Here is a 20,430-nt window from a genome sequence, read left to right as displayed (position 1 = left end):
GTAGTGAATGCTCAGCTGCCGTTGTTGATGAAGCGCTTCCCTATTCGCTCTCACTACTCCCTACTCACTCCTTTCAGTGCTTCGTCGCGGCACGGATCGCGGCCCACACGGTGGACGGCGAAGCCGGCATGGCAATGTCGGGGATGCCGATGGCATCGGTGATGGCGTTGATCACTGCCGGCGGAGAGCCGATGGCGCCGGCCTCGCCGCAGCCCTTGATGCCGAGCGGATTGCCCGGACACGGGGTGTTCGACGTCGAGACCTTGAATGACGGCAGGTCGTCCGCGCGCGGCATGGTGTAGTCCATGTAGCTCGCCGTCAGCAGCTGCCCGCTCTCGTCATAATGAGCGCCTTCCAGCAGCGCCTGGCCGACGCCCTGGGCGATGCCGCCATGCACCTGGCCCTCGACGATCATCGGGTTGATGATGTTGCCGAAATCGTCGGCTGCCACGAACTGGACGATCTCGGTCGTACCCGTTTCCGGGTCGATCTCGACCTCGCAGATGTAGCAGCCCGCCGGGAAGGTGAAGTTCGACGGATCGTAGAAGGCCGTTTCCTTCAGCCCGGGCTCCATCCCGGCCGGCAGATTGTGCGCGGTGTAGGCGGCAAGCGCCACCTGGAACCACGGCACGTTCTTGTCGGTGCCGGCGACCTTCAGCGCGCCGTTCTCGATGACGATGTCGCCTTCGTCGGCCTCGAGCAGATGCGCGGCGATCTTCTTGGCCTTGGCCTCGACCTTGTCGAGCGCCTTGGCGATCGCCGACATGCCGACCGCACCCGAGCGCGACCCGTAGGTGCCCATGCCCATCTGCACCTTGTCGGTATCGCCATGGACGATCGAAACCGAATCGATCGGCACTCCGAAACGCTCGTTGACCAATTGCGCGAACGTCGTCTCATGGCCCTGGCCATGGCTGTGCGAGCCGGTCAGCACCTCGATCGTGCCGACCGCGTTGACCCGCACTTCGGCCGATTCCCAAAGGCCGACGCCAGCGCCGAGCGAGCCGACCGCCGCCGACGGCGCGATGCCGCACGCCTCGATGTAGCAGCTCATGCCGATGCCGCGCAGTTTGCCCTGCTTTGCCGCCGCGGCCTTGCGCTTGGCAAAGCCGGCATAGTCGGAGGTCTTCATCGCCGCGTCGAGCGAGGCGCCATAGTCGCCGGCGTCATAGTTCATGATCACCGGGGTCTGGTGCGGAAAGACGGTGATGAAGTTCTTGCGCCGCAGTTCGGCCGGAGAGACGCCGAGTTCGCGCGCCGCTGCTTCCATGGTGCGTTCCAGGAGATAGGTGGCCTCCGGCCGCCCTGCCCCGCGATAAGCATCGACGGGTGCCGTGTTGGTGTAGACGGTGCGCACATTGGCATGGATGGCCGGAATATCGTACTGCCCCGACAAAAGCGTCGCGTAGAGATAGGTCGGCACGCAGGACGAGAACAGCGACATATAGGCGCCGAGATTGGCGATCGTGTCGACCTTGAAGCCGGTGATCCGGTTGTTCTTGTCGAACGCCATCTCGACGGTCGAGACATGGTCGCGGCCATGCGCGTCGGTGAGAAAGCTTTCGGTGCGGTCTGCGACCCATTTGACCGGCACGCCGGTCTTCTTCGACGCCCACAGGCAGACGATCTCTTCGGGATAGATGTAGATCTTGGAACCGAAGCCGCCGCCGACATCGGGCGCGATCACCCGCAGCTTGTTTTCCGGCGCGACATTGTAGAAGGCGCTCATCACCAGCCGCGCGACATGCGGGTTCTGCGATGTCGTCCAGCAGGTGTAGTGATCCTCCGCCTTGTCGTAGTGGCCAAGAGCCGCGCGCGGCTCCATGGCATTCGGCACCAGCCGGTTGTTGACGATCTTCATGCGGGTGACATGCGCCGCCGCCTTGATGGCGGCGTCGGTCGCCTTGGCATCGCCGATCTCCCAGTCGAAGATCAGATTGTTCTCGGCTTCGGCGTGGACCTGCGGCGCGCCCTTTTCGAGCGCCTTGGTGGCGTCGACGACGGCCTTCAGTTCCTTGTAGGTGATCTCGACCGCCTCGGCCGCGTCACGCGCCTGGCCCTTGGTCTCGGCCACGACGATGACGACGGCGTCGCCGACATAGCGGACCTTGTCGACAGCCAGCGGCGACCATGCGCCCATCTTCATCGGCGAACCGTCCTTGGAATGGATCATCCAGCCGCAGATGAGGTTGCCGATGCCGTCGGCCTTGAGTTCCTTGCCGGTTAGCACCCCGATGACGCCCGGCATGCCCTGCGCCTTCTTGACGTCGATCTTCTTGATCTGCGCATGCGCATGCGGGCTGCGCACGAACGCCGCATGCTTCATACCGGGAACCACCATGTCATCGACATAGCGGCCCGCGCCGGTGATGAAGCGCTTGTCTTCCTTGCGCGCCACGCGAGCGCCAACACCTTCAATGCCCATCAGAAATTCCCTCCCGGAAAAGTGAGTAGGAAGTAGTGAGTAGGTGAATAGCGAAGACCGCCGCCGGTCAGACCGACTACGGACTACTCACTACTCACTCTTCTCTCACGCAGCTTGCTTCGCCTTGCCCTTGGCACCCTTCGACATCGTCTTCGATGCGGCAAGGATCGCCTTGACGATGTTGTGGTAGCCGGTGCAGCGGCAGATATTGCCTTCCAGTTCAGCCCGCACCGTCGCCTCGTCGAGGCCTTCGGGATGGCGCTTGATCATGTCGGTGGCCGTCATGATCATGCCTGGCGTGCAGAAGCCGCATTGCAGGCCGTGATGTTCCTTGAACGCCGCCTGGACGGGATGCAGGTCGGCGCCATTGGCAAGACCTTCGATCGTCACCACGCTGGAGCCGGACGCCTGGACCGCGAGCATGGTGCAAGACTTGACCGCCTTGCCGTCGACATGCACGACGCAGGCGCCGCATTGCGACGTGTCGCAGCCGACATGCGTGCCGGTGAGGCCGAGATTCTCGCGCAGGAAGTGAACCAGCAGCGTTCGATCCTCGGCAGCGCCGCTGACCCGCTTGCCGTTCACCATCAACGAAACGTCCGACATGGTCCCTCCCTGGGTATCAACCTTGGTCATCACGCTGCCGACGCGCTGTGGCACTTCGGCCATGCGTCATTCGTACACCGCACAATGCACAAAAAACAGCGCGACGGAAAAGCCGGATCATTGTACTTTCGGTCATGGCCAGGGCCAAGGATGCATTCCCCTCACCCCATTGCCAAAACGCCGGTTGGAAGCAACAATGTCCTTCGACGCCCGCGCGCCGGAAGCTTGTAAAAACAGCAGCGCATAAAAACAGCGTCGGAGGAAATGCGGGAGAACGCCGCTGACGAGTTCACGGACGCGCTACGCATGCGGCTTGTCGGCGCTGACGACGGACGAGCCCGACATGGACGCATTTGCATGCGCGGTGGCGGCCGAGGCTGCCGCCATCGACGCTGGTTTTGCCCTGCTGTTCTTCTCCCAGAGCCTCGTCGAAGCCGACGCCCTTTCACGGGCACTTCTGACCCATGCACCGGGGCTCCACCATGCCGGCTGCTCGACCGCCGGCGAGATCACGCCGCAGGGCCTCGAGGACGGCCATGTGCTCGCCATGCTGCTGCCCTCGGCGGCGTTCACCGCCGTCAGCACCATGGTCGACGATCTGTCCTCGTCGGGCATGGACAGGATCACCAGCGAGGTTGAAGCCTTGAGGCGCAACCTGCGCGGCCGGGTCGGCGGCGAGCACACCAGGAACACGTTCGCGCTCTGCTTCATCGACGGACTATCCTATGCCGAGGAGGCGGTCAGCTCCGCCATCCACTGGGGCCTTGACGACATCCCCCTGCTCGGCGGCTCGGCCGGCGACGATCTGAAGTTCGAGACGACACGCCTGATCTCGAACGGCAGGGTCAGCTCGGACAGCGCCATCATCGTGCTGATCGCCACGGAAATCCCTTTCCACGTCTTCAAGACCGACAATTTCGTTCCGACCGACGAAAAGCTGGTGGTGACGGCGTCCGATGCCGATCATCGCGTCGTGCGCGAGTTCAACGCCACCAATGCGGCCGAGGAATATGCCGCTTCCGTGGGTATTCTCCCGCAGGCCCTGACGCCGTTGAGCTTCGCCTCGCATCCGGTGGTGGTGAAGGTGGGCGGCGAATATTACTGCCGCTCGATCCAGAGAATGCACGCGGATGGTTCGCTGTCGTTCTTCTGCGCCATCGACGACGGCGTCGTGCTGTCGATCGCCCAGCCCAAGGACATGGTGGAATCGACACGCGCCGCCCTGCGCGAGGTCGAGGAGCGGCTGGGTGGCATCGACCTCATCCTCGGCTTCGACTGCGTGCTGCGCCGGTTGGATGCGCGCAACCGGCAGGTCTTTCGTGACATTTCGGAGCTTTACCGGATCAACAATGTCGTCGGCTTCGGCACCTATGGCGAGCAGTACCGGTCGATGCATCTGAACCAGACCTTCACCGGCATCGCTTTCGGCGACCGCCAGGCGGCAGAATAAGGCGGCCGGACAACATGCCGCTCAGGAGCATAAACGACCTTGAAAAGCTGAAGAAGATCAACGCCGCCCTGGTCAGCCGCGTCGAGCGGTCGATGGACCAGCAAGGCAACGCCTTCTCGCTGTTCCAGACCGCGATTTCGCTGGAAAATCGCGTGCGCACGCGCACCGAAGAGCTGCATTCGACGCTGCGCCGACTGGAGCAATCCAACATCGACCTCAGCGCCGCCAAGGAAAATGCCGAGCTGGCGAACCTGTCCAAGACGAGGTTCCTCGCCGCCGCCAGCCACGACGTGCTGCAGCCGCTGAACGCGGCCCACCTTTCCGTCTCGGCGCTGGCCGAAGTGCAGACCAGCGACGAAGGCAGGAAGTTGGTGCGCCAGGTCGAGCGCTCGCTGGAAACGATGGAAGATCTGCTGCGCACCCTGCTCGACATCTCCAAGCTCGATGCCGGCGTGGTGCAGCCCGACATCGGCGACGTCAGCCTGGAGGCGTTGTTCTCGTCGCTACGCTCGGATTTCCAGCCGGTGGCGGCACTCAAGCAGCTGTCGCTGAAATTCCGGCCGGTCAATGCCGTGGTCCGCTCCGACCGCACATTGCTGCGTCGGATCCTGCAGAACATCCTTTCCAATGCGCTAGGCTATACCGGTTCGGGTGGCGTCCTTGTCGGCACCAGGCATCGCGGCGACACCATCCGCATCGATGTCGCCGATACCGGCTGCGGCATTCCCGAGGACCAGCGCGAGGCGGTGTTCGAGGAGTTCCATCGCGGCACCTTGCCTGCCAATGCCGAGCTCAACGGCGGCGGTCTCGGGCTCGGGCTTGCCATCGTGCGTCGCATGGCCGGCGCGCTCGGGCACCCCGTGACGTTCTCGTCGAAGGTAGGCCGCGGCACGATCTTCCACATCGATGTTCCTGTCGGCATCGGCGCCCCTGCCGACGCCATCGCCAGCGCCGCCAGTCTGGAGCGGCCGCGCGGCTACGGCCTGTTCGGCACCAAGGTGCTGCTGGTCGAAAACGACATCGAGGTGCTGGAGGCGATGACCTTCCTGCTCGAACGCTGGCAATGCCTGGTGCGGGCCGCGACGTCGACCGACGATGCGCTGGACATGCTTGGCGACACCGACTGGGTGCCAGACATCGTCATCGCCGACCAGCATCTCGACGGCGGCGATCTCGGCACCGCCACCATATCTGAGGTCCGCAACTATCTCGGCCGCGCCGTGCCCGCGCTGATCGTCACCGCCGACAGTTCCGAGGAAATTGCCAAGGCCGCCCGCGCGGGCGGCATCGAACTGATGCGCAAGCCGCTGAAACCGGCACAACTAAGGGCGCTGCTGGCACATTTGCTGGCTTAAGCTCCATAACGTGCGGTGAGGCTGATCCAAGCGACCCCGACGGCCGGAACAGCGGCATACTCGACCTCGATGCCCTCGACCTTGCCCTACCCCCCGTCACTGTCAGCGCCAGACTGCCCGGATCGGCCAGTTCGATGATGGCGAGTTCCCAGCGTGCATCGATGATCTCATGCGGAATTTCATCGCTGGCGATCTCGTTAACCTTGGGTCGTAAGCGTCGGACCTGGGCCACTTCAAACCTTGAGAACGCCCTTTCACCCGCTGGCCTGGAAACCGGCTGCGATACCTGGCGTCCAGGCGGCGGATGGCGCGCCGCAACGCAGCCTCAGCTGCGGCTGGCTAGCGAGGAAGCGAAGGACTCCTTGACGGCATAGGCTGCGCAGTCCGCGGCGCTGGAATAGCTTTCCGCGTTCGCAACGCCCGATCCAACCATTTGGTTACTATACGAATTCGCCAATGCTTGCCGGCCATCCCCCATGCGTGCTTCCCTATGGTTGATGCAATTTGAAGGATACAACCATGCGTTTTCTACTTGCTGTCATTGCCACGCTGTCGTTTGCCACCACTGCGGCTCTGGCTGATCCTGCTTCGGACTTCAAAAGAGCAGACCAAGGATTGAACCAGACCTTCAAGCAAATTCAGAAACGGCTTGCGGACGATTCCGGCGGCAAAGCGCGGCTTGTGAAAGCGCAGAGAACTTGGATCGCGTTCCGCAATGCCGAATGCACTTTCCAATCCGGTGGGGATGACGGCGGATCCGCCGCACCGATGGTTGCCGCTGCATGTCAGGCTGAACTTACCAAGAATCGCAACAAGCAGTTGAAGGCCTACTTGAACTGCCAGGAGGGCGACCTCGCTTGCCCGGTGCCAGCAGAATAGCCGGGAGAAACAAGATGCCGACCTTCAAGATGAGATATCTGCTGACCGCGCTTGTGCCGCTGGCGGTTGCCGGCTGCGTCAGCACTGAAGACCAGCGAGCAGCAGACCAGGAAAAATGCGCTTCATACGGCTATCGACCGGGATCTAACAGTTTTGCCGATTGCATGAGGGATCAGGACGAGCAACGCGCCGACGACCAGCGCCGTACAATGAACGATCTGGAACGGCAGGACCGAAGAGATCGCAAGCGCAGGAATGATCTCCAATCCACCGCGAGTCCTAGTGTCATCGATGACAGGCCTCAGTACGACAAAGACGGCAATCCGAACTTCGACACCCAAGGCAATTATATCGGATGTCATGGCATTGGCTGTCAGGTCGACAATCCGGATGCTGACGATAATAACTAGGCTGCTACCTTCCACGCGACGGGCTGGTGGTAATTGCCCTCACGCCCGCCGCTCCTGATCTCTTGACGGCCAAAGTGCGCTGAATGCCGTCGGCGCGGAGCCCCAGGGTGTGGTGCCAAGCTCCCCATCCCACTCCGCTTAGCGGATCGACCCTCCCCACAAGCGGGAGGGAAAAGATCAAAACCCCGCCTGGTCGCGAAACAGCTCCGCATTGTCCAGCTTCGAAACCTCGATCACCGCTTGCGTGCGGCTGTAGACATTGAGCTTGCGCAGGATCTCGGAGACATGCGCCTTGACCGTGGTCTCGCCGACCTGCAGCTCGTAGGCGATCTGCTTGTTGAGCAGACCCTGGCGCAGCATCTGCAGCACCCGCAACTGCTGCGGCGTCAGCTTGGACAGGCGCTGGACCATGTCGGCGCGGTCGCTGCTGTCGGCGTCCGCCGGCTGGCCCTCATAGGTTTGCGGCACATAGATGGCGCCATCCATCACCGAGCGGATGGCGGCCGCCAGATCGCTCTTGCGCGCCGATTTCGGAATGAAGCCTGCCGCACCATAGGACAAGGCCTCGGAGATGATCCTCGGCTCCTCATATCCAGACACGATCACCACCGGCAGGCGCGGATAGCGGGTCCTGAGCTGCAGCAGGCCGTCGAAGCCGTGCACGTCGGGCATTGAGAGATCGAGGAGCGCGAGGTCGAAAGGCTTGGCGTCGGCCAGGAGATCGAGCGCCTCGGTGATCGAGCGGGCCTCGACCGTATCGACTTCCGGATAAGCCATCTGAACGGCGCTGTGCAGCGCCTCGCGAAACAGCGGGTGGTCGTCGATGATGAGGAACCGGGCGCGATCATTGACTGCGGTCATGACATTCGTTCCGAAGCCCCCTATTCAGTTTCCAGCACAAGCTAATCCCACGAGCATGACCGGATTATTGCCAAATAGTCTACCGTTGATAGGCGGATTCTCATACAGGCACCGCGGCGCGCGTGCCTTATGAATGCGACGCCTTGCCCGGCCACTGAATTCGGCCGAAGGTACCCGGCATCCGACATCCAAGACAGAGACCACCATGACCGCTTTCGTTCTCCCCGTCCCGCCAACGCCTTCTGTCGCCGTCAGCGGGTCAACCGAGCGGTTCGCCGTGCGCCGCATCTTCTGCGTCGGCCGCAACTACGCGGCGCACGCGCGTGAATTCGGCAATGATGAGCGCGATCCGCCCTTCTTCTTCACCAAGCCGGCCGACGCGGTGGTCGATTCCGGTGTGACCATTCCCTACCCGCCGCTCACCGCCAACCTGCACCATGAGATCGAGCTGGTCGCCGCGATCGGCAGACCAGGCTTCCGCATCCCGCGTGAGCGGGCGCTGGATCATGTCTGGGGTTATGGCGTCGGCATCGACCTAACCCGCCGCGATTTGCAAGACGAGGCCAAGAAGGCGGCGCGGCCCTGGGACTGGTCGAAGGCATTCGACCGCTCGGCGCCGTGCGGCCCGCTGGTGCCGGCCCAGAAATCCGGCCACCCGCAAAAGGGCCGCATCTGGCTCGCGGTCGACGGCAAGGTCAGGCAGGACGCCGACCTCGCCGAGCTGATCTGGCCGATCGCCGACATCGTCTCGATCTGTAGCGAGGCGATGGGGCTCGAAGCCGGGGACCTGATCTTTACCGGCACGCCCGCTGGTGTCGGCGCGGTCAAGCCAGGCGAGACGATGACCGGCGGCGTCGGCGGCATCGGCACGATCGAAGTCACCTTTGGCCAGCCCCAATTGTGAGCGATATAGCCATGAGCGAGTTCGTCCTGCACAATTACTATCGGTCCTCCACCTCCTATCGGGCGCGGATCGCGCTGGAGATGAAGGGGCTGAGCTATGACTATGTCCCGCACCATTTGCGCCATGGCGACCATCTGGAGCCCGCCTATCTCGCGGTCAATCCGCAGGGGCTGGTGCCGGCGTTGGTGCTGGGCGACGGCACGCTTTTGACGCAGTCGCTGGCGATCATCGAATATCTCGACGAGATCCAGCCCGAACCGCCGCTGCTGCCTGGGGACGCACTTGGCCGGGCGCGCGTGAGAATGCTGGCGCAGATGATCGCCTGCGACATCCACCCGGTGAACAATCTGCGCGTGCTGACCTCGCTGCGCACCCTGTTCGGTGCCGGCGACCAGGACATCACCAACTGGTTCCGCCACTGGGTGAACGAAGGTTTCCGGCCGCTTGAGAAGCTCCTGGCATCGTCGCCGGAGACCAGAACATTCTGCCATGGCGAAACGCCGGGGCTCGCCGATATCTGCCTGGTTGCACAAATCGCCAGCAACGCCCGTTTCGGCGTGGACTTGGCGCCCTACCCGACGATCGCACGCATCAACGCCGCCTGCATGGCACTGCCGAGCTTCCAGAAGGCCGCGCCCGAGAAACAAATCGATGCCGAATAGGGAAGCCAAAGATCCCGCGGAAGCCAAGGCGCTGGCCGATGTCGAGGCATATGGCTGCCACATTCTCTATGTGTTGGAAGAGGACGACAACCCCCCGTTCAGCTACTCGGTTGGCATAGAGCACAACTTCAAGGCTCCAGAGTTGATCGTCATCGGCCTGAAGCCTGAAATCTCCCAATCCATCATCAACGAATATTGCAGGCGAGTCCGATCAGGCGAGATCTTCGAACCAGGACAGCGAGCGTCCGGCTTCGTCAACGGCTTCGATTGCCAGTTCGGCACCGTTCATGTGGGGCATTATCGCGAGCATTTCGGCTGGGATATCTGGTTCTACGATGGGCTCGATTTTCGTGTCATGCAGCTGATCTTTCCCACGACCGAAGGGGTCTGGCCATGGGAAGTCGACGCCAGCGACTGGTTCCGAGCGCGCCAGCCATTGCTCGATACCGAGCCTTCGCCAAAGGACATGGACTGACCTGTCCGGCGGAATCGATTTCCGCTTGACCGGACAAGGAATCGGCTATCGTTTCCCGCAATGCATGCCGTCTTAGGGTGGAGTGACCAATGAAAGCCGTCGTCTTCGAGAAATTCGGCGAAGCGCCGACTATCCAGACCGTTCCCGATCCGAAACCGGCTGCCGATGGCGTCGTCATCAAGGTCGAGGCGACCGGGCTTTGCCGCAGCGACTGGCATGGCTGGATGGGCCATGACGCCGATATCCGCCTGCCGCATGTGCCCGGCCACGAACTGGCCGGCATCGTCGTCGCGGCGGGCAAGCATGTGACCCGCTGGAAGGCCGGCGAGCGCGTCACGGTGCCGTTCGCCGTCGGCTGCGGCCATTGCTTCGAATGCAATTCGGGCAATCACCAGGTTTGCGAACATCAATCGCAGCCCGGCTTCAACGCCTGGGGCTCCTTCGCTGAATATGTCGCCATCGAGCACGCCGACACCAACCTCGTGCGCCTGCCCGACGAGATGGAATTCGCCACCGCCGCCAGCCTCGGCTGCCGTTTCGTCACCTCGTTCCGCGCCATCGTCGACCAGGGCCGGGTGACGCCGGGCGAATGGGTGGCGGTGCATGGCTGCGGCGGCGTCGGCCTGTCGGCGATCATGATCGCCAGCTCGATGGGCGCCAATGTAATCGCCATCGACCTCACCGACGAGAAGCTGGATTTCGCCAGGAAGATCGGTGCCGTCGCCACCATCAACGCGTCCACGACGCCGAACGTGGTCAAGGCGGTCAAGCAGATCACCAATGGCGGCGCGCATATGTCGATGGACGCGCTCGGCCACCCGACCACCTCGTTCAATTCGATCGCCAATCTGCGCCGACGAGGCCGCCACGTGCAGGTCGGACTGATGCTTGGCGATCACGCCCGCCCGCAGGTGCCGATGGACAAGGTGATCGCCTTCGAACTCGAAATCCTCGGCAGCCACGGCATGCAGGCCTATCGCTACCCGGCGATGATGGAGATGATCCGCCACGGCAAGCTCAAGCCTGAACTGCTGGTCGGCAAAAAGATCAGCCTCGACGAAGCGCCCGCCGCCCTAATGGCAATGGGCGGCTTCGAGGGCATCGGCATCGGGGTGGTGACGAAGTTCTAAGTGCGGCCGTCGCTTTCCGAACTACCGCGCAAACTTCTTCGCCCCGAACACGCAGGCCACCACGCCTAGCGTGACGGCCACCATTAGCGGGCTGACCTGTTCGTGCAGCAGCGTCGCCGCCAGCGCAAGGCCGAAGAAGGGCTGCAGCAATTGCAACTGCCCGACGGCGGCGATGCCGCCTTGCGCCAGACCGCGATACCAGAAGACGAAGCCGATCAGCATGCTGAACAGCGAGACATAGGCGAGCCCGATCCAGGCGTGGGAGCCGACGGCGGCAAACGACGGCGGCAGGGTCGCCAAAGTCAGCACCAGCATGATCGGCAGCGACAGCGTCAGCGCCCAGCAGATCACCTGCCAGCCACCGAGCTTGCGCGACAGCGCGGCACCCTCGGCATAGCCCAGGCCGCAGACCACGATGGCGGCGAGCATCAAACCGTCGCCGACCGGCGAGGCCGTCACGCCCTGCATCAGCGCGAAACCCGCGACCAGCGCGCTGCCCACGCAGGAAAACAGCCAGAACGCCGCTCGTGGACGCTCACCGCCGCGCAGCACGCCGAAGATCGCGGTCGCCAGCGGCAGCAGGCCGACGAAGATGATCGAGTGGGCGGAGGTGACGTGCTTCAGCGCCAACGCGGTCAGCAGCGGAAAGCCGACCACCACGCCGAGTGCGACGATCACCAGCGACAGCAAATCCCCGCGCTCCGGGCGCTTTTGCCGAAACAGGAGCAGCATGGCCAGGCCAAGCAGACCGGCAATCGCGGCCCGGGCCGATGTCAGGAATGTCGGATTGAAATCCACCACCGCCACGCGCGTCGCCGGCAGCGAGCCTGAGAAGATCAGCACGCCGATAAATCCGTTCAGCCAGCCGCTCGCGATCTTGTCCATTCCAGGCTCCATGTCTTTCGCCCTCTATCGGGCAGACACCCATGGTGCAGCCAGAGACAATGGGGTACAATTTCACGAAACTGTAATGAACGATCGAGCAGTACAGATGGCTGAACCCGCTTTGGAACCGGACGGTGCACACGCCCTTGTCGCGACCATCCCTGTCGCGACCACCCTCGTCGAGACTGTCATGGCGACCATTCGCCAGCGTATCGCCGCGCGCAGCCTGACACCGGGAGCGCGACTGCCCTCGATCCGCGCCTTCGCCAAATCCATGCAGGTGTCGAAATCTACCGTGGTCGAGGCCTATGAGCGGCTCGCAGCCGAAGGCGCGATCCGCTCCCGGCCGGGCTCGGGCTTCTATGCCGCCGGCTCGCTGGCGCCGCTGTCACTGGCCGAGATCGGCCCGCGGCTCGATCGTGCCGTCGATCCGCTCTGGGTCTCGCGCCAGTCGTTGGAAGCCGGCGACGAGATCCTGAAACCCGGCTGCGGCTGGCTGCCGGCCTCCTGGATGCCCCAGTCCGCATTGCGTCGCGCACTGCGCACGGTGGCGCGTGCCGATGATGTTGCGCTGGCCGATTACGGCACGCCGCTCGGCTTGCCGCCATTGCGGCAATTGCTGGCGCGGCGCATGGCCGGGCATGGCATCGAAGTCTCGCCCGAACAGATCATGCTAACCGAATCGGGCACACAGGCCATCGACCTGTTGTGCCGGTTCCTGATCGAGCCCGGCGATACGGTGCTGGTCGACGATCCCTGCTATTTCAATTTTCACGCTTTGCTGCGCGCCCACCGCGCCAAGGTGGTCAGCGTTCCCTACACGCCGTCGGGTCCGGATATCGAGCTGTTCGCGCAGGCGCTGGCCGAGCACCGGCCGCGGCTCTACATCACCAATTCCGCCATCCACAACCCGACCGGCGCGATCCTGTCGCCGGTCACGGCGCACAGGCTGCTGAAACTCGCCGACCAATCGGACCTGACCATTGTCGAGGACGATATCTTCGCCGATTTCGAACATGCCCCCGCCCCCAGGCTGGCGGCCTTCGATGGTCTCAGCCGCGCTGTCCAGATCGGCAGCTTCTCCAAGACGCTGTCGGCCTCGGTCCGCTGCGGCTTCATCGCCGCGCCCCGCGACTGGATCGAGGGCCTGACCGACCTCAAGATCGCCACGACCTTCGGTGGCGGACGGCTGGCGGCCGAACTGGTGCTGACGCTGCTGAAGGACGGCAGCTACCGCAAGCACATGGACTTGCTGCGCGCCAGGCTTGCGCGCGCCATGAGCGAGACCACCACCCGCCTGAAGGCGATCGGCATCACGCCCTGGATCGACCAGCCGGCCGGGCTGTTCCTGTGGTGCAGCCTGCCCGATGGCGTGGACGCGGCCGAAGTCGCACGCCGTGCCCTTTCGGATAATGTCGTGCTGGCGCCAGGCAATGCGTTCAGCCTGTCCCAGACCGCCAGCCGTTTCCTCCGCTTCAATGTCGCCCAGTGCGAAGACAAGCGGATTTTCAAGGTGATCGAGGCGGCGATGGCGCGCTGATCTCAGCGGCTCGCGCAGACCTCCCGCACGCAGTCGCGCAACCAGCGTTGCGCCGGGTCGGCATCGAGGCGCGGATGCCAGAGCATCGATATGGTGACATCCACGATGGCGACCGGCAGCGGAAAACTATGCATGCCGGCGCGCGCACCAACCGTATGCCGCTCGGGCACGCTGGCGATCAGGTCCGAGCCGCGTGCCATGGCGAGCGCGGCCGAGAAACCCGACACCATGCATACGACCGTCCGCTGCAAACCAAGCGCGCTCAGGGCCTCGTCGATCGGCCCTCTCTCGCGGCCACGCCGCGAGACGCTGATGTGCCGGCCCGCCGCATAGCGCTCGGGCGTCACCGGGCCTTCGCCAAAGGGATGGCCGGCTCGAACAACACCGATGAAGCGGTCGCGAAACAGCGCCTGGATACGCACTTCGGGACCGGTTTCACCGGCGACGCCGATTTCCAAGTCGATCGCCGCTTCACGCAGCGACATCGCATCCTTGTCGGACTTCGGCGCGAAACGCAGCCGCACCCCTGGCGCATCGGCCTCGATGCGGGCGACGAGACGAGGCCCGAATTCTTCGACGAAGCCTTCGTTGGTGCGCAATGTGAAGACGCTGTCCAGGCTTGAGAGATCAAGCAGTTCGGCGGGGAGCAGCAGCGCCTCCGCTTCCTGGACGACAGGGCCGACCTGCCGCCGCAATTCTTCCGCGCGCGGCGTTGCCACCAGGCCGCGCCCGGCGCGAACCAGCAGGGGATCGCCTGTTGCCTCGCGCAGCCGTGCCAGTGTCCGGCTCATGGCCGAAGGGCTGAGACGCAAACGGCGCGCGGCGCGTGCCACGCTGCCTTCCGCGAGCAGAACGTCTAGCGCAAAGAGCAGATTGAGATCGGGTGACGTCATCGGCCGATTGTAGCATGATACGGCGTTTGATGCACGAATATGATGCAAATGTTGCGCCTTCCGCCATATCAGCCACAGGGCTACATCTCCGACAGCTCCGGTACCGGAGCCGACAAAAGGAGATCGTCATGGCAGTCGCCGAGCAAAATGGGCCGATATCAGCGCCGCAACAGAAAGAATCCGCCGGCTGGGCACTGGCCAGCCTGTCGCTCGCCACGCTTTTGTCGTCACTCGGAACCAGCATTGCCAGTGTCGGGCTGCCGTCGCTGATGCAGACGTTCGGGGCCTCGTTCCAGGCCGTGCAATGGGTGGTCCTGGCCTATCTCCTTGCCATCACCACGCTGATCGTCAGCGCCGGGCGGCTGGCCGACATGGTCGGGCGCCGGCCGTTGCTGCTTGGCGGCATCGCACTGTTCACGGCGGCGTCCGTGCTCTGCGGCCTGGCGCCGACACTGTGGCTGCTGATCGCCGCGCGGGCCGTGCAAGGGCTGGGGGCAGCGCTGATGATGGCGCTGACGCTTGCCTTTGTCGCCGAAACGGTGAGCAGGGACCGGACCGGCAGCGCCATGGGCCTGCTCGGCGCCATGTCGGCGATCGGAACGACACTCGGCCCTTCGCTCGGCGGATTGCTGATCGCCGGCCTCGGCTGGCGGGCGATCTTCCTGATCAATGTCCCGCTGGGCCTCCTGACCTTTGCGCTCGCCTGGCGTGCCCTGCCCGCTCGCAGCAATGGAACGCATGCCGCCCGAGGCAAGTTCGACGCGACAGGCACGGCGCTGCTCGCCCTGACCCTGGGCGCCTATGCGATGGCGATGACGCTTGGCCGGGGTAGTTTCGGCGCGCTCAACATCGGCCTGCTGGCCGCGGCCGGCATCGGCGTCATCCTGTTCGCCATTGCGCAGACCAGAGTGAAGACACCGCTGGTTCAGCTCGCCAGCTTCCGTGACCTCCAGCTCAGCGCCAGCTTGGTCATGAGCCTCGTCGTCGCCACGGTGATGATGGCGACCCTGGTGGTAGCGCCATTCTACCTGTCGCGCGGACTGGGGCTGGATGCCGCGATGGTTGGTCTGGTGCTTTCCACCGGGCCGCTGGTCTCGACCCTGTCGGCGCTGCTGGCCGGACGACTTGCCGATCGTTTCGGAGCCCACAGGATGATGGTCGCCGGCCTGCTCAGCCTTGCCACGGGCACCTTACTGCTGTCGCTCGCGATGACAAAGCTCGGCATCGCCAGCTATGTCGTTCCCATCACCGTCACCTGCTTCGGCTACGCCCTGTTCCAGACCTCCAACAATGCAGCCGTCATGAGCGGTGTCGGCGCCGGCGAACGCGGGGTCATATCAGCCCTGCTCAACCTGTCGCGCAATCTCGGCCTGATCACCGGCGCATCCTTGATGGGGGCGATATTCGCGGTCGCGTCGGGGCAAGGCGCTGCGGACACGGCGATCCTGTCGCCGGCCGCGGCCGCGCAGGGAATGCAGACCACTTTCGAAGCGGCAACCGGCATGGTGCTAGCTGCGTTGGTCCTAGCAGTTCTTTCGGTCCGTTTTGCCAGCCGGATACCTAGCACCTCCGCCTCACAATAGTGGTGGTTTCCGGGAACCGGAGCGGTGCGTACTGAAGTATATGAGCACCGGAAGCGCAGGAAGCCAGCGTTTGCAGGCCGGCCTCACCCGAATATGGATATACTCTCAGGCCCCTGCCCGTTTGCGGCGCTCGTAGAGCAAGACCAATGTTTCAGCGGTCAGCGCCGGCTTCTCCTCGCCTTCGATCTCGACCGTGTTGGCGGCCTTCATCAGATACTGGCCGGGCCCCCTGTCTTCCATGGACAGCAGCACCGTACGCAGCCTGATGCGCGCGCCGACCTTGACCGGCGCCAGGAAGCGCACCTTGTCGAAGCCGTAGTTGAACGCAGCCTGCGTATTCTCCGGCACGATCCCCATGCCGAGCGCCAGCGCGCCGATGATCGACAGCGTCAGGTAGCCATGCGCGATCGTGGTGCGAAATGGGCTTTGCCGCCGCGCCCGTTCCGGATCGACATGGATCCATTGATGGTCGCCGGTGCATTCGGCGAACTGGTCGATACGGTCCTGGTCGACAGTGGTCCATTCCGAGACGCCGAGCTCCTGCCCGGACATCGTCCTCAACTGCTCGTAGGTCGGCGGCGTTTTAGGCCGTATTTCTGTCATTCCTGCTTTCCCGATCGCTTTCAGCGCCTCCGGACCACGAACTGACGGCCTCTGTCAATTCGCCCTGCGTGAATCCGTTCCGCCGAACTCCAGCGGAATCGTGCCATGCCTTGCGATTCAATGGCAGGGTCGAATCCGGATTTTCGGGCCTCCCGGCCCTGCTGGTGCTTGTTCCATGGCGTGGATGCAACTACGCACAAGGTTGCGGAACTGCGAGCCGGTGTGCCCGGATGAAGGCGGAGCGACAGGCCTCGGGAGCCTATTTCTGCCCATAACCGGCGCGGATTTCCTCCATCGCCTCCTTGATGCGCGCGCGCAGGATATCGATCGATTCGGTGCCGGATTTCCGGGCCAATTCAGCCACTTCCCCAGCATTTTTCAGCGCGGCCTCGAAGGATTTCTTGGCGAACTCCGTCTGCTTGGCCATGATTTCCTGCGGATTGCCCGGCGCCCGGTAGCCCTGCGCCATGTCGGCAACCTCACGCAGCGTGTCCTGCAACATCTCGCGTTGCCTCGACAACAGCGAGGTCGCGCCCGTGGCGCCGGCTCGCGCCGATTTCTCCAGGGCTTCGAGGTTCTTGCGATGATGGGCAAGGATCGCCTCGACATCGACATTGGGCACCTTCAGGTCGCGGCCGAACCTGCCGAACATGTCCATGAAGGAATCGGATTCCGGTTGTTTGGCCATGATGTCTTCTCCCCTGCGCCGCGGATGCGGGTGCCTCGTCGGGAGCATAGCACTCGGCTGCCGCGTGTCCATTTCGAACACGGGCATGGGACCGATGCGCATCAATTGACCGGGAGCAGGAGCTCGATCGTGTAGAGCGCGATACCCGCCAGCCCGCCGATGATCATGCCGTTGAAGCGGATGTATTGCAGGTCCCTGCCGATGTTCATCTCGATCAGCCGCGTCAGTTGGGCAAGGTCCCAGCGCTTGACCTGATCGGCGATGAATTTCGACACGCCGCTCTTCTGGCTCTCGACGAAGGAGGCGAGCGCCACGACGAACCCCTGGTTCATGTCGGCCCGGATCTGCGCGTCGCCGGCGAGATGGCGCCCGACCTCGACGAACATGTTGGCGAGATGCGCGCGGATCATCGAATTCGGCGCCTTGGCGTCCTGCTCGATGAACAGGCTGAGGCTTGCCCACATGTCGCCGGCCAATCCCTTGACCTCCGGCCGGGCCAGGAAATCCCGCTTCATCTGCTCGGCGCGTTTGGCGTATTGCTTCGATGTTCTGAGTTTTTCGATGAAGCCTTGGGCGAAACGGTCGAATTCTGCGCGCATCGGATGGTCGGGATCGGCCCGCACCTCGTCGAGCAGCGAGCCGGCCGAGGCTACGATCTTCTTCAGAAGATAAGCGTCGGCCCGGAACAGGTTGAACAGCGACGGCAGCTCCTCGCGGATTTTTTCGCGCATCGTCGCCAATGCCTGTTCGTCATTGAGGAACCGCCCGACCACCTTGGTGAATTCGTCGAACAGTTTCTGGTGGCGGCGGTCGTCGGTGAGCGCGGACAAGAGTTCGGCCGCGAGCGGCGCCAGCGGCACCTTCTCGATCTGCTCCAGCATGCGGCTGGTGACGAAGCCACGCAGGCCGGATTGTTCTACGGCAGCCAGCGTCTGCGGCACCAGCCGCACGACGAAGCGCGACAGCCCGGCTGCGCGTTCGCCGTCGGCCAGCCAGTCGGCGACCAGCGCCGAAAAATCGACTTCGGCAAGCTTTTCACGCACCGGTTCCGGGGCAAGGAAATTCACCTCGATGAAGCGGCCGAGATTGTCGGCGATACGGTGCTGGTTCTCGGGAATGATGGCGGTATGCGGGATCGGCAACCCAAGCGGCCGCTTGAACAGCGCCACCACCGCGTACCAGTCAGCCAGACCGCCGATGGTCGCCGCCTCGGCGAAGGCCGCGACGAATCCCAGCCACGGATAGGAGTGTTCGAACGATTTGGCCAACGCGAACACCAGCACGCAAAGCGCCAGCGCGGCCGTGGCGACGAACTTCGTCCGCCGCAAAGCGGAGAGCTTGGCGGCAGCGTCGGCATCGAAACGGACCGGCGCCAGGGACGAAGCCGATTGTGCCATGGATGAACTGCTCCTCATCGAACTCGCAGGGCGATCCCGAGCCTATCTAGTGTTGCGGCCGCCGAAATGCCCGTGACAGCCACATCGCCCCGCGTTTGCTCGGCTCCGCACATAAAGTTGACGGGAATATTCATCTATAATGCCCGGCTAGTCTGGAATTATTCCAAGGTATAGGCCATATTCGGCCGAGGCCAGCGTGGCGAATCCCAAATTCCGGGTGAGAGCCGCGCCGGCAAGTTCTGGAATCTGGCGCGTTGCACCGCACCAGCGCTGAGTGAGGACGAAATGCGGCTTACACGCCAGACCAACTATGCCATGCGCATCCTGATGTATTGTGCCGCCAACAACGACCGCCTGAGCCGTATTCCGGAGATCGCGGCCGCCTATTCGGTGTCGGAACTGTTTCTGTTCAAGATCCTGCAGCCGCTGGTCGAGCATGGCCTTGTCGAGACCGTGCGTGGCCGCAATGGCGGCGTCAGGCTTGGCCGCGCGGCCGAAGCGATCAGCCTGTTCGACGTCGTTCGGGTGACGGAAGAAAGCTTCGCCATGGCCGAATGCTTCGAGAATGATGCCGCTGAATGCCCCTTGGTCGATAGCTGCGCCCTGAATTCGGCGCTGCGTGAAGCGCTGAACGCGTTCTTCGCGGTGCTGGAGCGCTACACGATCGCCGATATGGTGGCGGCGCGCCCGAATGTGCGCAGCCTGCTCGGCATCGACATGCTGGAGCGCCGCGCCCCGGCCGCCTGAGCTTCTTTCTCCCCGTTCTACGGGGAGAAATGCCCGACAGGGCAATGAGGGGCGGCGCCAACTTCCACAACTAGCGTCAATGTTGGAAGCGCAGGAAACCTGCCGTTCGCAGGCCGGCCTTACCTGAAATATCAACTGACCGAGGATTGCGGCAGCACGAACGGCATGTTGCCGGTCGGCAGCACGCCGACCCGGAGCCGGCAATCGAAAACCTTCTCGATCAGATCGTCGCTCAGCACATCCTGTGGCGAACCGGTCGCGGCCAGCCGGCCGCGATGCATGACGAAGATCCGGTCGGCGTACATGGCCGTCAGATTGAGGTCATGCAGGATAGCGACCACGCCGCCGCCCTTTCTGGCGAAGTCGCGGGCGATGTTCATGATGATCAGCTGGTGCTTGATGTCGAGGCTGGAAACCGGCTCATCGAGGAACAAATAGCGCGGTCTGCCGTCGAGCACCGGTGCCCAGACCTGGCACAGCACGCGTGCAAGCTGGACGCGCTGCTGCTCGCCGCCCGAAAGCTCCTGGTAGAAACGCCCGGCAAAGCCGTCGAGATCGACACGCGCCAGCGCCCGCTCCGGCAGCCGCAAATCCTCGCCGGGCAAGGCGCCCGAGCGGCCACCGACAAGGCCAAGCTTGACCACCTCGCGCACGGTGAACGGAAACGACAATGTCGTCGCCTGCGGCAGCACCGCCCGCTGGACGGCAGTCTCGACCGGCTTCATGGCCGACAGATCGCGGCCGTTGAGCGCGACGCGCCCGCTATAGGCAAGTTCGCCGGACAGGGCCTTGAGGAAGGTTGTCTTGCCCGACCCATTGGGGCCGACGATCGCCGCCACCTCGCCTGGCCGTGCATCGAAATCGACACCGCCGACGATGCGCTTGCCAGCAATATCAACCGAAACATCCCTCGCCTCGATCATCCCAGCCTCACAAA

20 protein-coding genes and 1 pseudogene are annotated in these 20,430 nt (G+C 63.6%); 11 read left to right on the top strand and 10 right to left on the bottom strand.

The features are described from left to right. Positions 1–73: 73 nt before the first annotated feature. Positions 74–2,425: a xanthine dehydrogenase family protein molybdopterin-binding subunit gene (locus LB568_RS25230; protein WP_224731552.1), complete on the bottom strand. Its 2,352-nt coding sequence runs from the start codon at positions 2,423–2,425 to the stop codon at positions 74–76. A gap of 105 nt (positions 2,426–2,530) precedes the next feature. After that, on the bottom strand, positions 2,531–3,031 hold the full coding sequence (locus LB568_RS25225; protein WP_140573955.1) for a (2Fe-2S)-binding protein: 501 nt from the start codon (positions 3,029–3,031) through the stop codon (positions 2,531–2,533). A gap of 343 nt (positions 3,032–3,374) precedes the next feature. Between LB568_RS25225 and LB568_RS25220 the strand changes: the two genes are divergently transcribed. Both LB568_RS25220 and LB568_RS25215 read left to right on the top strand, forming a co-directional pair. After that, the gene (locus tag LB568_RS25220; RefSeq protein ID WP_224731551.1) at positions 3,375–4,481 is read left to right on the top strand and encodes an FIST signal transduction protein; all 1,107 of its coding nucleotides are present in this window, start codon (positions 3,375–3,377) and stop codon (positions 4,479–4,481) included. Between the two features lie 14 nt (positions 4,482–4,495). Continuing rightward, on the top strand, positions 4,496–5,836 hold the full coding sequence (locus tag LB568_RS25215) for a hybrid sensor histidine kinase/response regulator (RefSeq protein ID WP_224731550.1): 1,341 nt from the start codon (positions 4,496–4,498) through the stop codon (positions 5,834–5,836). Between the two features lie 102 nt (positions 5,837–5,938). Here LB568_RS25215 and LB568_RS33865 read toward each other — a convergent pair. Beyond that, positions 5,939–6,160, bottom strand: a pseudogene (locus LB568_RS33865) (DnaT-like ssDNA-binding protein); the annotation flags it as partial. Positions 6,161–6,355: 195 nt separating this feature from the next. On the opposite strand from LB568_RS33865, the gene LB568_RS25210 reads away from it, so the two are divergent. Then, the gene (locus LB568_RS25210) at positions 6,356–6,715 is read left to right on the top strand and encodes a lysozyme inhibitor LprI family protein (protein ID WP_224731549.1); all 360 of its coding nucleotides are present in this window, start codon (positions 6,356–6,358) and stop codon (positions 6,713–6,715) included. Between the two features lie 14 nt (positions 6,716–6,729). Then, entirely contained in the window at positions 6,730–7,125 is a 396-nt protein-coding gene (locus LB568_RS25205; protein ID WP_224731548.1) for a hypothetical protein, read from the top strand. A 177-nt stretch (positions 7,126–7,302) separates the two neighbouring features. On the opposite strand, the gene LB568_RS25200 is transcribed toward LB568_RS25205, so the two are convergent. After that, positions 7,303–7,986: a response regulator gene (locus tag LB568_RS25200; protein WP_013895059.1), complete on the bottom strand. Its 684-nt coding sequence runs from the start codon at positions 7,984–7,986 to the stop codon at positions 7,303–7,305. Between the two features lie 205 nt (positions 7,987–8,191). Here LB568_RS25200 and LB568_RS25195 point away from each other — a divergent pair, with 205 nt between their 5' ends. The 4 genes from LB568_RS25195 (at position 8,192) to LB568_RS25180 (ending at position 11,157) form a co-directional block, all read left to right on the top strand. Next, complete coding sequence (locus LB568_RS25195) at positions 8,192–8,890, top strand: fumarylacetoacetate hydrolase family protein (RefSeq protein WP_224731547.1); 699 nt, start codon at positions 8,192–8,194, stop codon at positions 8,888–8,890. Positions 8,891–8,901: 11 nt separating this feature from the next. After that, a complete protein-coding gene (gene maiA / locus LB568_RS25190) occupies positions 8,902–9,552 on the top strand; it encodes a maleylacetoacetate isomerase (RefSeq protein ID WP_224731546.1) in 651 nt (216 codons plus the stop codon). Then, entirely contained in the window at positions 9,542–10,027 is a 486-nt protein-coding gene (locus LB568_RS25185; RefSeq protein WP_224731545.1) for a DUF4262 domain-containing protein, read from the top strand. Before maiA ends, LB568_RS25185 begins: the two co-directional genes overlap by 11 nt. 89 nt (positions 10,028–10,116) lie before the next feature. Next, a complete protein-coding gene (locus LB568_RS25180; RefSeq protein ID WP_224731544.1) occupies positions 10,117–11,157 on the top strand; it encodes a zinc-dependent alcohol dehydrogenase family protein in 1,041 nt (346 codons plus the stop codon). Positions 11,158–11,178: 21 nt separating this feature from the next. On the opposite strand, the gene LB568_RS25175 is transcribed toward LB568_RS25180, so the two are convergent. Beyond that, complete coding sequence (locus tag LB568_RS25175; protein WP_224731543.1) at positions 11,179–12,042, bottom strand: DMT family transporter; 864 nt, start codon at positions 12,040–12,042, stop codon at positions 11,179–11,181. Positions 12,043–12,148: 106 nt separating this feature from the next. On the opposite strand from LB568_RS25175, the gene LB568_RS25170 reads away from it, so the two are divergent. Then, positions 12,149–13,582 (top strand): PLP-dependent aminotransferase family protein, encoded by a 1,434-nt coding sequence (locus LB568_RS25170; RefSeq protein ID WP_412033929.1) that lies wholly within the window; start codon positions 12,149–12,151, stop codon positions 13,580–13,582. A 2-nt stretch (positions 13,583–13,584) separates the two neighbouring features. Here LB568_RS25170 and LB568_RS25165 read toward each other — a convergent pair whose 3' ends face one another. After that, positions 13,585–14,475, bottom strand: a complete 891-nt coding sequence (locus tag LB568_RS25165; RefSeq protein ID WP_224731542.1) for a LysR family transcriptional regulator — start codon at positions 14,473–14,475, stop codon at positions 13,585–13,587. A 128-nt stretch (positions 14,476–14,603) separates the two neighbouring features. Here LB568_RS25165 and LB568_RS25160 point away from each other — a divergent pair, with 128 nt between their 5' ends. Beyond that, positions 14,604–16,058: an MFS transporter gene (locus LB568_RS25160; protein WP_224731541.1), complete on the top strand. Its 1,455-nt coding sequence runs from the start codon at positions 14,604–14,606 to the stop codon at positions 16,056–16,058. Between the two features lie 105 nt (positions 16,059–16,163). Here LB568_RS25160 and LB568_RS25155 read toward each other — a convergent pair whose 3' ends face one another. From LB568_RS25155 to LB568_RS25145, 3 genes are all read right to left on the bottom strand, one after another. Continuing rightward, the gene (locus LB568_RS25155) at positions 16,164–16,661 is read right to left on the bottom strand and encodes a MaoC family dehydratase (protein ID WP_140573867.1); all 498 of its coding nucleotides are present in this window, start codon (positions 16,659–16,661) and stop codon (positions 16,164–16,166) included. Positions 16,662–16,920: 259 nt separating this feature from the next. Then, on the bottom strand, positions 16,921–17,349 hold the full coding sequence (locus LB568_RS25150; RefSeq protein ID WP_224731540.1) for a phasin family protein: 429 nt from the start codon (positions 17,347–17,349) through the stop codon (positions 16,921–16,923). Positions 17,350–17,450: 101 nt separating this feature from the next. Then, on the bottom strand, positions 17,451–18,746 hold the full coding sequence (locus LB568_RS25145) for a DUF445 domain-containing protein (RefSeq protein WP_224731539.1): 1,296 nt from the start codon (positions 18,744–18,746) through the stop codon (positions 17,451–17,453). Between the two features lie 285 nt (positions 18,747–19,031). Between LB568_RS25145 and rirA the strand changes: the two genes are divergently transcribed. Continuing rightward, a complete protein-coding gene (rirA, locus tag LB568_RS25140; protein ID WP_013895047.1) occupies positions 19,032–19,493 on the top strand; it encodes an iron-responsive transcriptional regulator RirA in 462 nt (153 codons plus the stop codon). A gap of 131 nt (positions 19,494–19,624) precedes the next feature. Here rirA and LB568_RS25135 read toward each other — a convergent pair whose 3' ends face one another. Continuing rightward, a complete protein-coding gene (locus LB568_RS25135) occupies positions 19,625–20,416 on the bottom strand; it encodes a heme ABC transporter ATP-binding protein (RefSeq protein WP_224731538.1) in 792 nt (263 codons plus the stop codon). Positions 20,417–20,430: the final 14 nt, after the last annotated feature.

Origin of the sequence: Mesorhizobium sp. B263B2A (assembly GCF_020165775.1) — a bacterium.
GTDB lineage: Bacteria > Pseudomonadota > Alphaproteobacteria > Rhizobiales > Rhizobiaceae > Mesorhizobium > Mesorhizobium opportunistum.
The sequence above is the reverse complement of the archived record's forward strand: the minus strand, read 5'-3'. Positions and strand labels throughout refer to the sequence as shown.

Coding starts and splice junctions, on each gene's coding strand:
- LB568_RS25230 (WP_224731552.1), bottom strand. CDS start 2,425: ATGGGCATTGAAGGTGTTGGCGCTCGCGTGGCGCGCAAGGAAGACAAG.
- LB568_RS25225 (WP_140573955.1), bottom strand. CDS start 3,031: ATGTCGGACGTTTCGTTGATGGTGAACGGCAAGCGGGTCAGCGGCGCT.
- LB568_RS25220 (WP_224731551.1), top strand. CDS start 3,375: ATGGACGCATTTGCATGCGCGGTGGCGGCCGAGGCTGCCGCCATCGAC.
- LB568_RS25215 (WP_224731550.1), top strand. CDS start 4,496: ATGCCGCTCAGGAGCATAAACGACCTTGAAAAGCTGAAGAAGATCAAC.
- LB568_RS25210 (WP_224731549.1), top strand. CDS start 6,356: ATGCGTTTTCTACTTGCTGTCATTGCCACGCTGTCGTTTGCCACCACT.
- LB568_RS25205 (WP_224731548.1), top strand. CDS start 6,730: ATGCCGACCTTCAAGATGAGATATCTGCTGACCGCGCTTGTGCCGCTG.
- LB568_RS25200 (WP_013895059.1), bottom strand. CDS start 7,986: ATGACCGCAGTCAATGATCGCGCCCGGTTCCTCATCATCGACGACCAC.
- LB568_RS25195 (WP_224731547.1), top strand. CDS start 8,192: ATGACCGCTTTCGTTCTCCCCGTCCCGCCAACGCCTTCTGTCGCCGTC.
- maiA (WP_224731546.1), top strand. CDS start 8,902: ATGAGCGAGTTCGTCCTGCACAATTACTATCGGTCCTCCACCTCCTAT.
- LB568_RS25185 (WP_224731545.1), top strand. CDS start 9,542: ATGCCGAATAGGGAAGCCAAAGATCCCGCGGAAGCCAAGGCGCTGGCC.
- LB568_RS25180 (WP_224731544.1), top strand. CDS start 10,117: ATGAAAGCCGTCGTCTTCGAGAAATTCGGCGAAGCGCCGACTATCCAG.
- LB568_RS25175 (WP_224731543.1), bottom strand. CDS start 12,042: ATGGACAAGATCGCGAGCGGCTGGCTGAACGGATTTATCGGCGTGCTG.
- LB568_RS25170 (WP_412033929.1), top strand. CDS start 12,149: ATGGCTGAACCCGCTTTGGAACCGGACGGTGCACACGCCCTTGTCGCG.
- LB568_RS25165 (WP_224731542.1), bottom strand. CDS start 14,475: ATGACGTCACCCGATCTCAATCTGCTCTTTGCGCTAGACGTTCTGCTC.
- LB568_RS25160 (WP_224731541.1), top strand. CDS start 14,604: ATGGCAGTCGCCGAGCAAAATGGGCCGATATCAGCGCCGCAACAGAAA.
- LB568_RS25155 (WP_140573867.1), bottom strand. CDS start 16,661: ATGACAGAAATACGGCCTAAAACGCCGCCGACCTACGAGCAGTTGAGG.
- LB568_RS25150 (WP_224731540.1), bottom strand. CDS start 17,349: ATGGCCAAACAACCGGAATCCGATTCCTTCATGGACATGTTCGGCAGG.
- LB568_RS25145 (WP_224731539.1), bottom strand. CDS start 18,746: ATGGCACAATCGGCTTCGTCCCTGGCGCCGGTCCGTTTCGATGCCGAC.
- rirA (WP_013895047.1), top strand. CDS start 19,032: ATGCGGCTTACACGCCAGACCAACTATGCCATGCGCATCCTGATGTAT.
- LB568_RS25135 (WP_224731538.1), bottom strand. CDS start 20,416: ATGATCGAGGCGAGGGATGTTTCGGTTGATATTGCTGGCAAGCGCATC.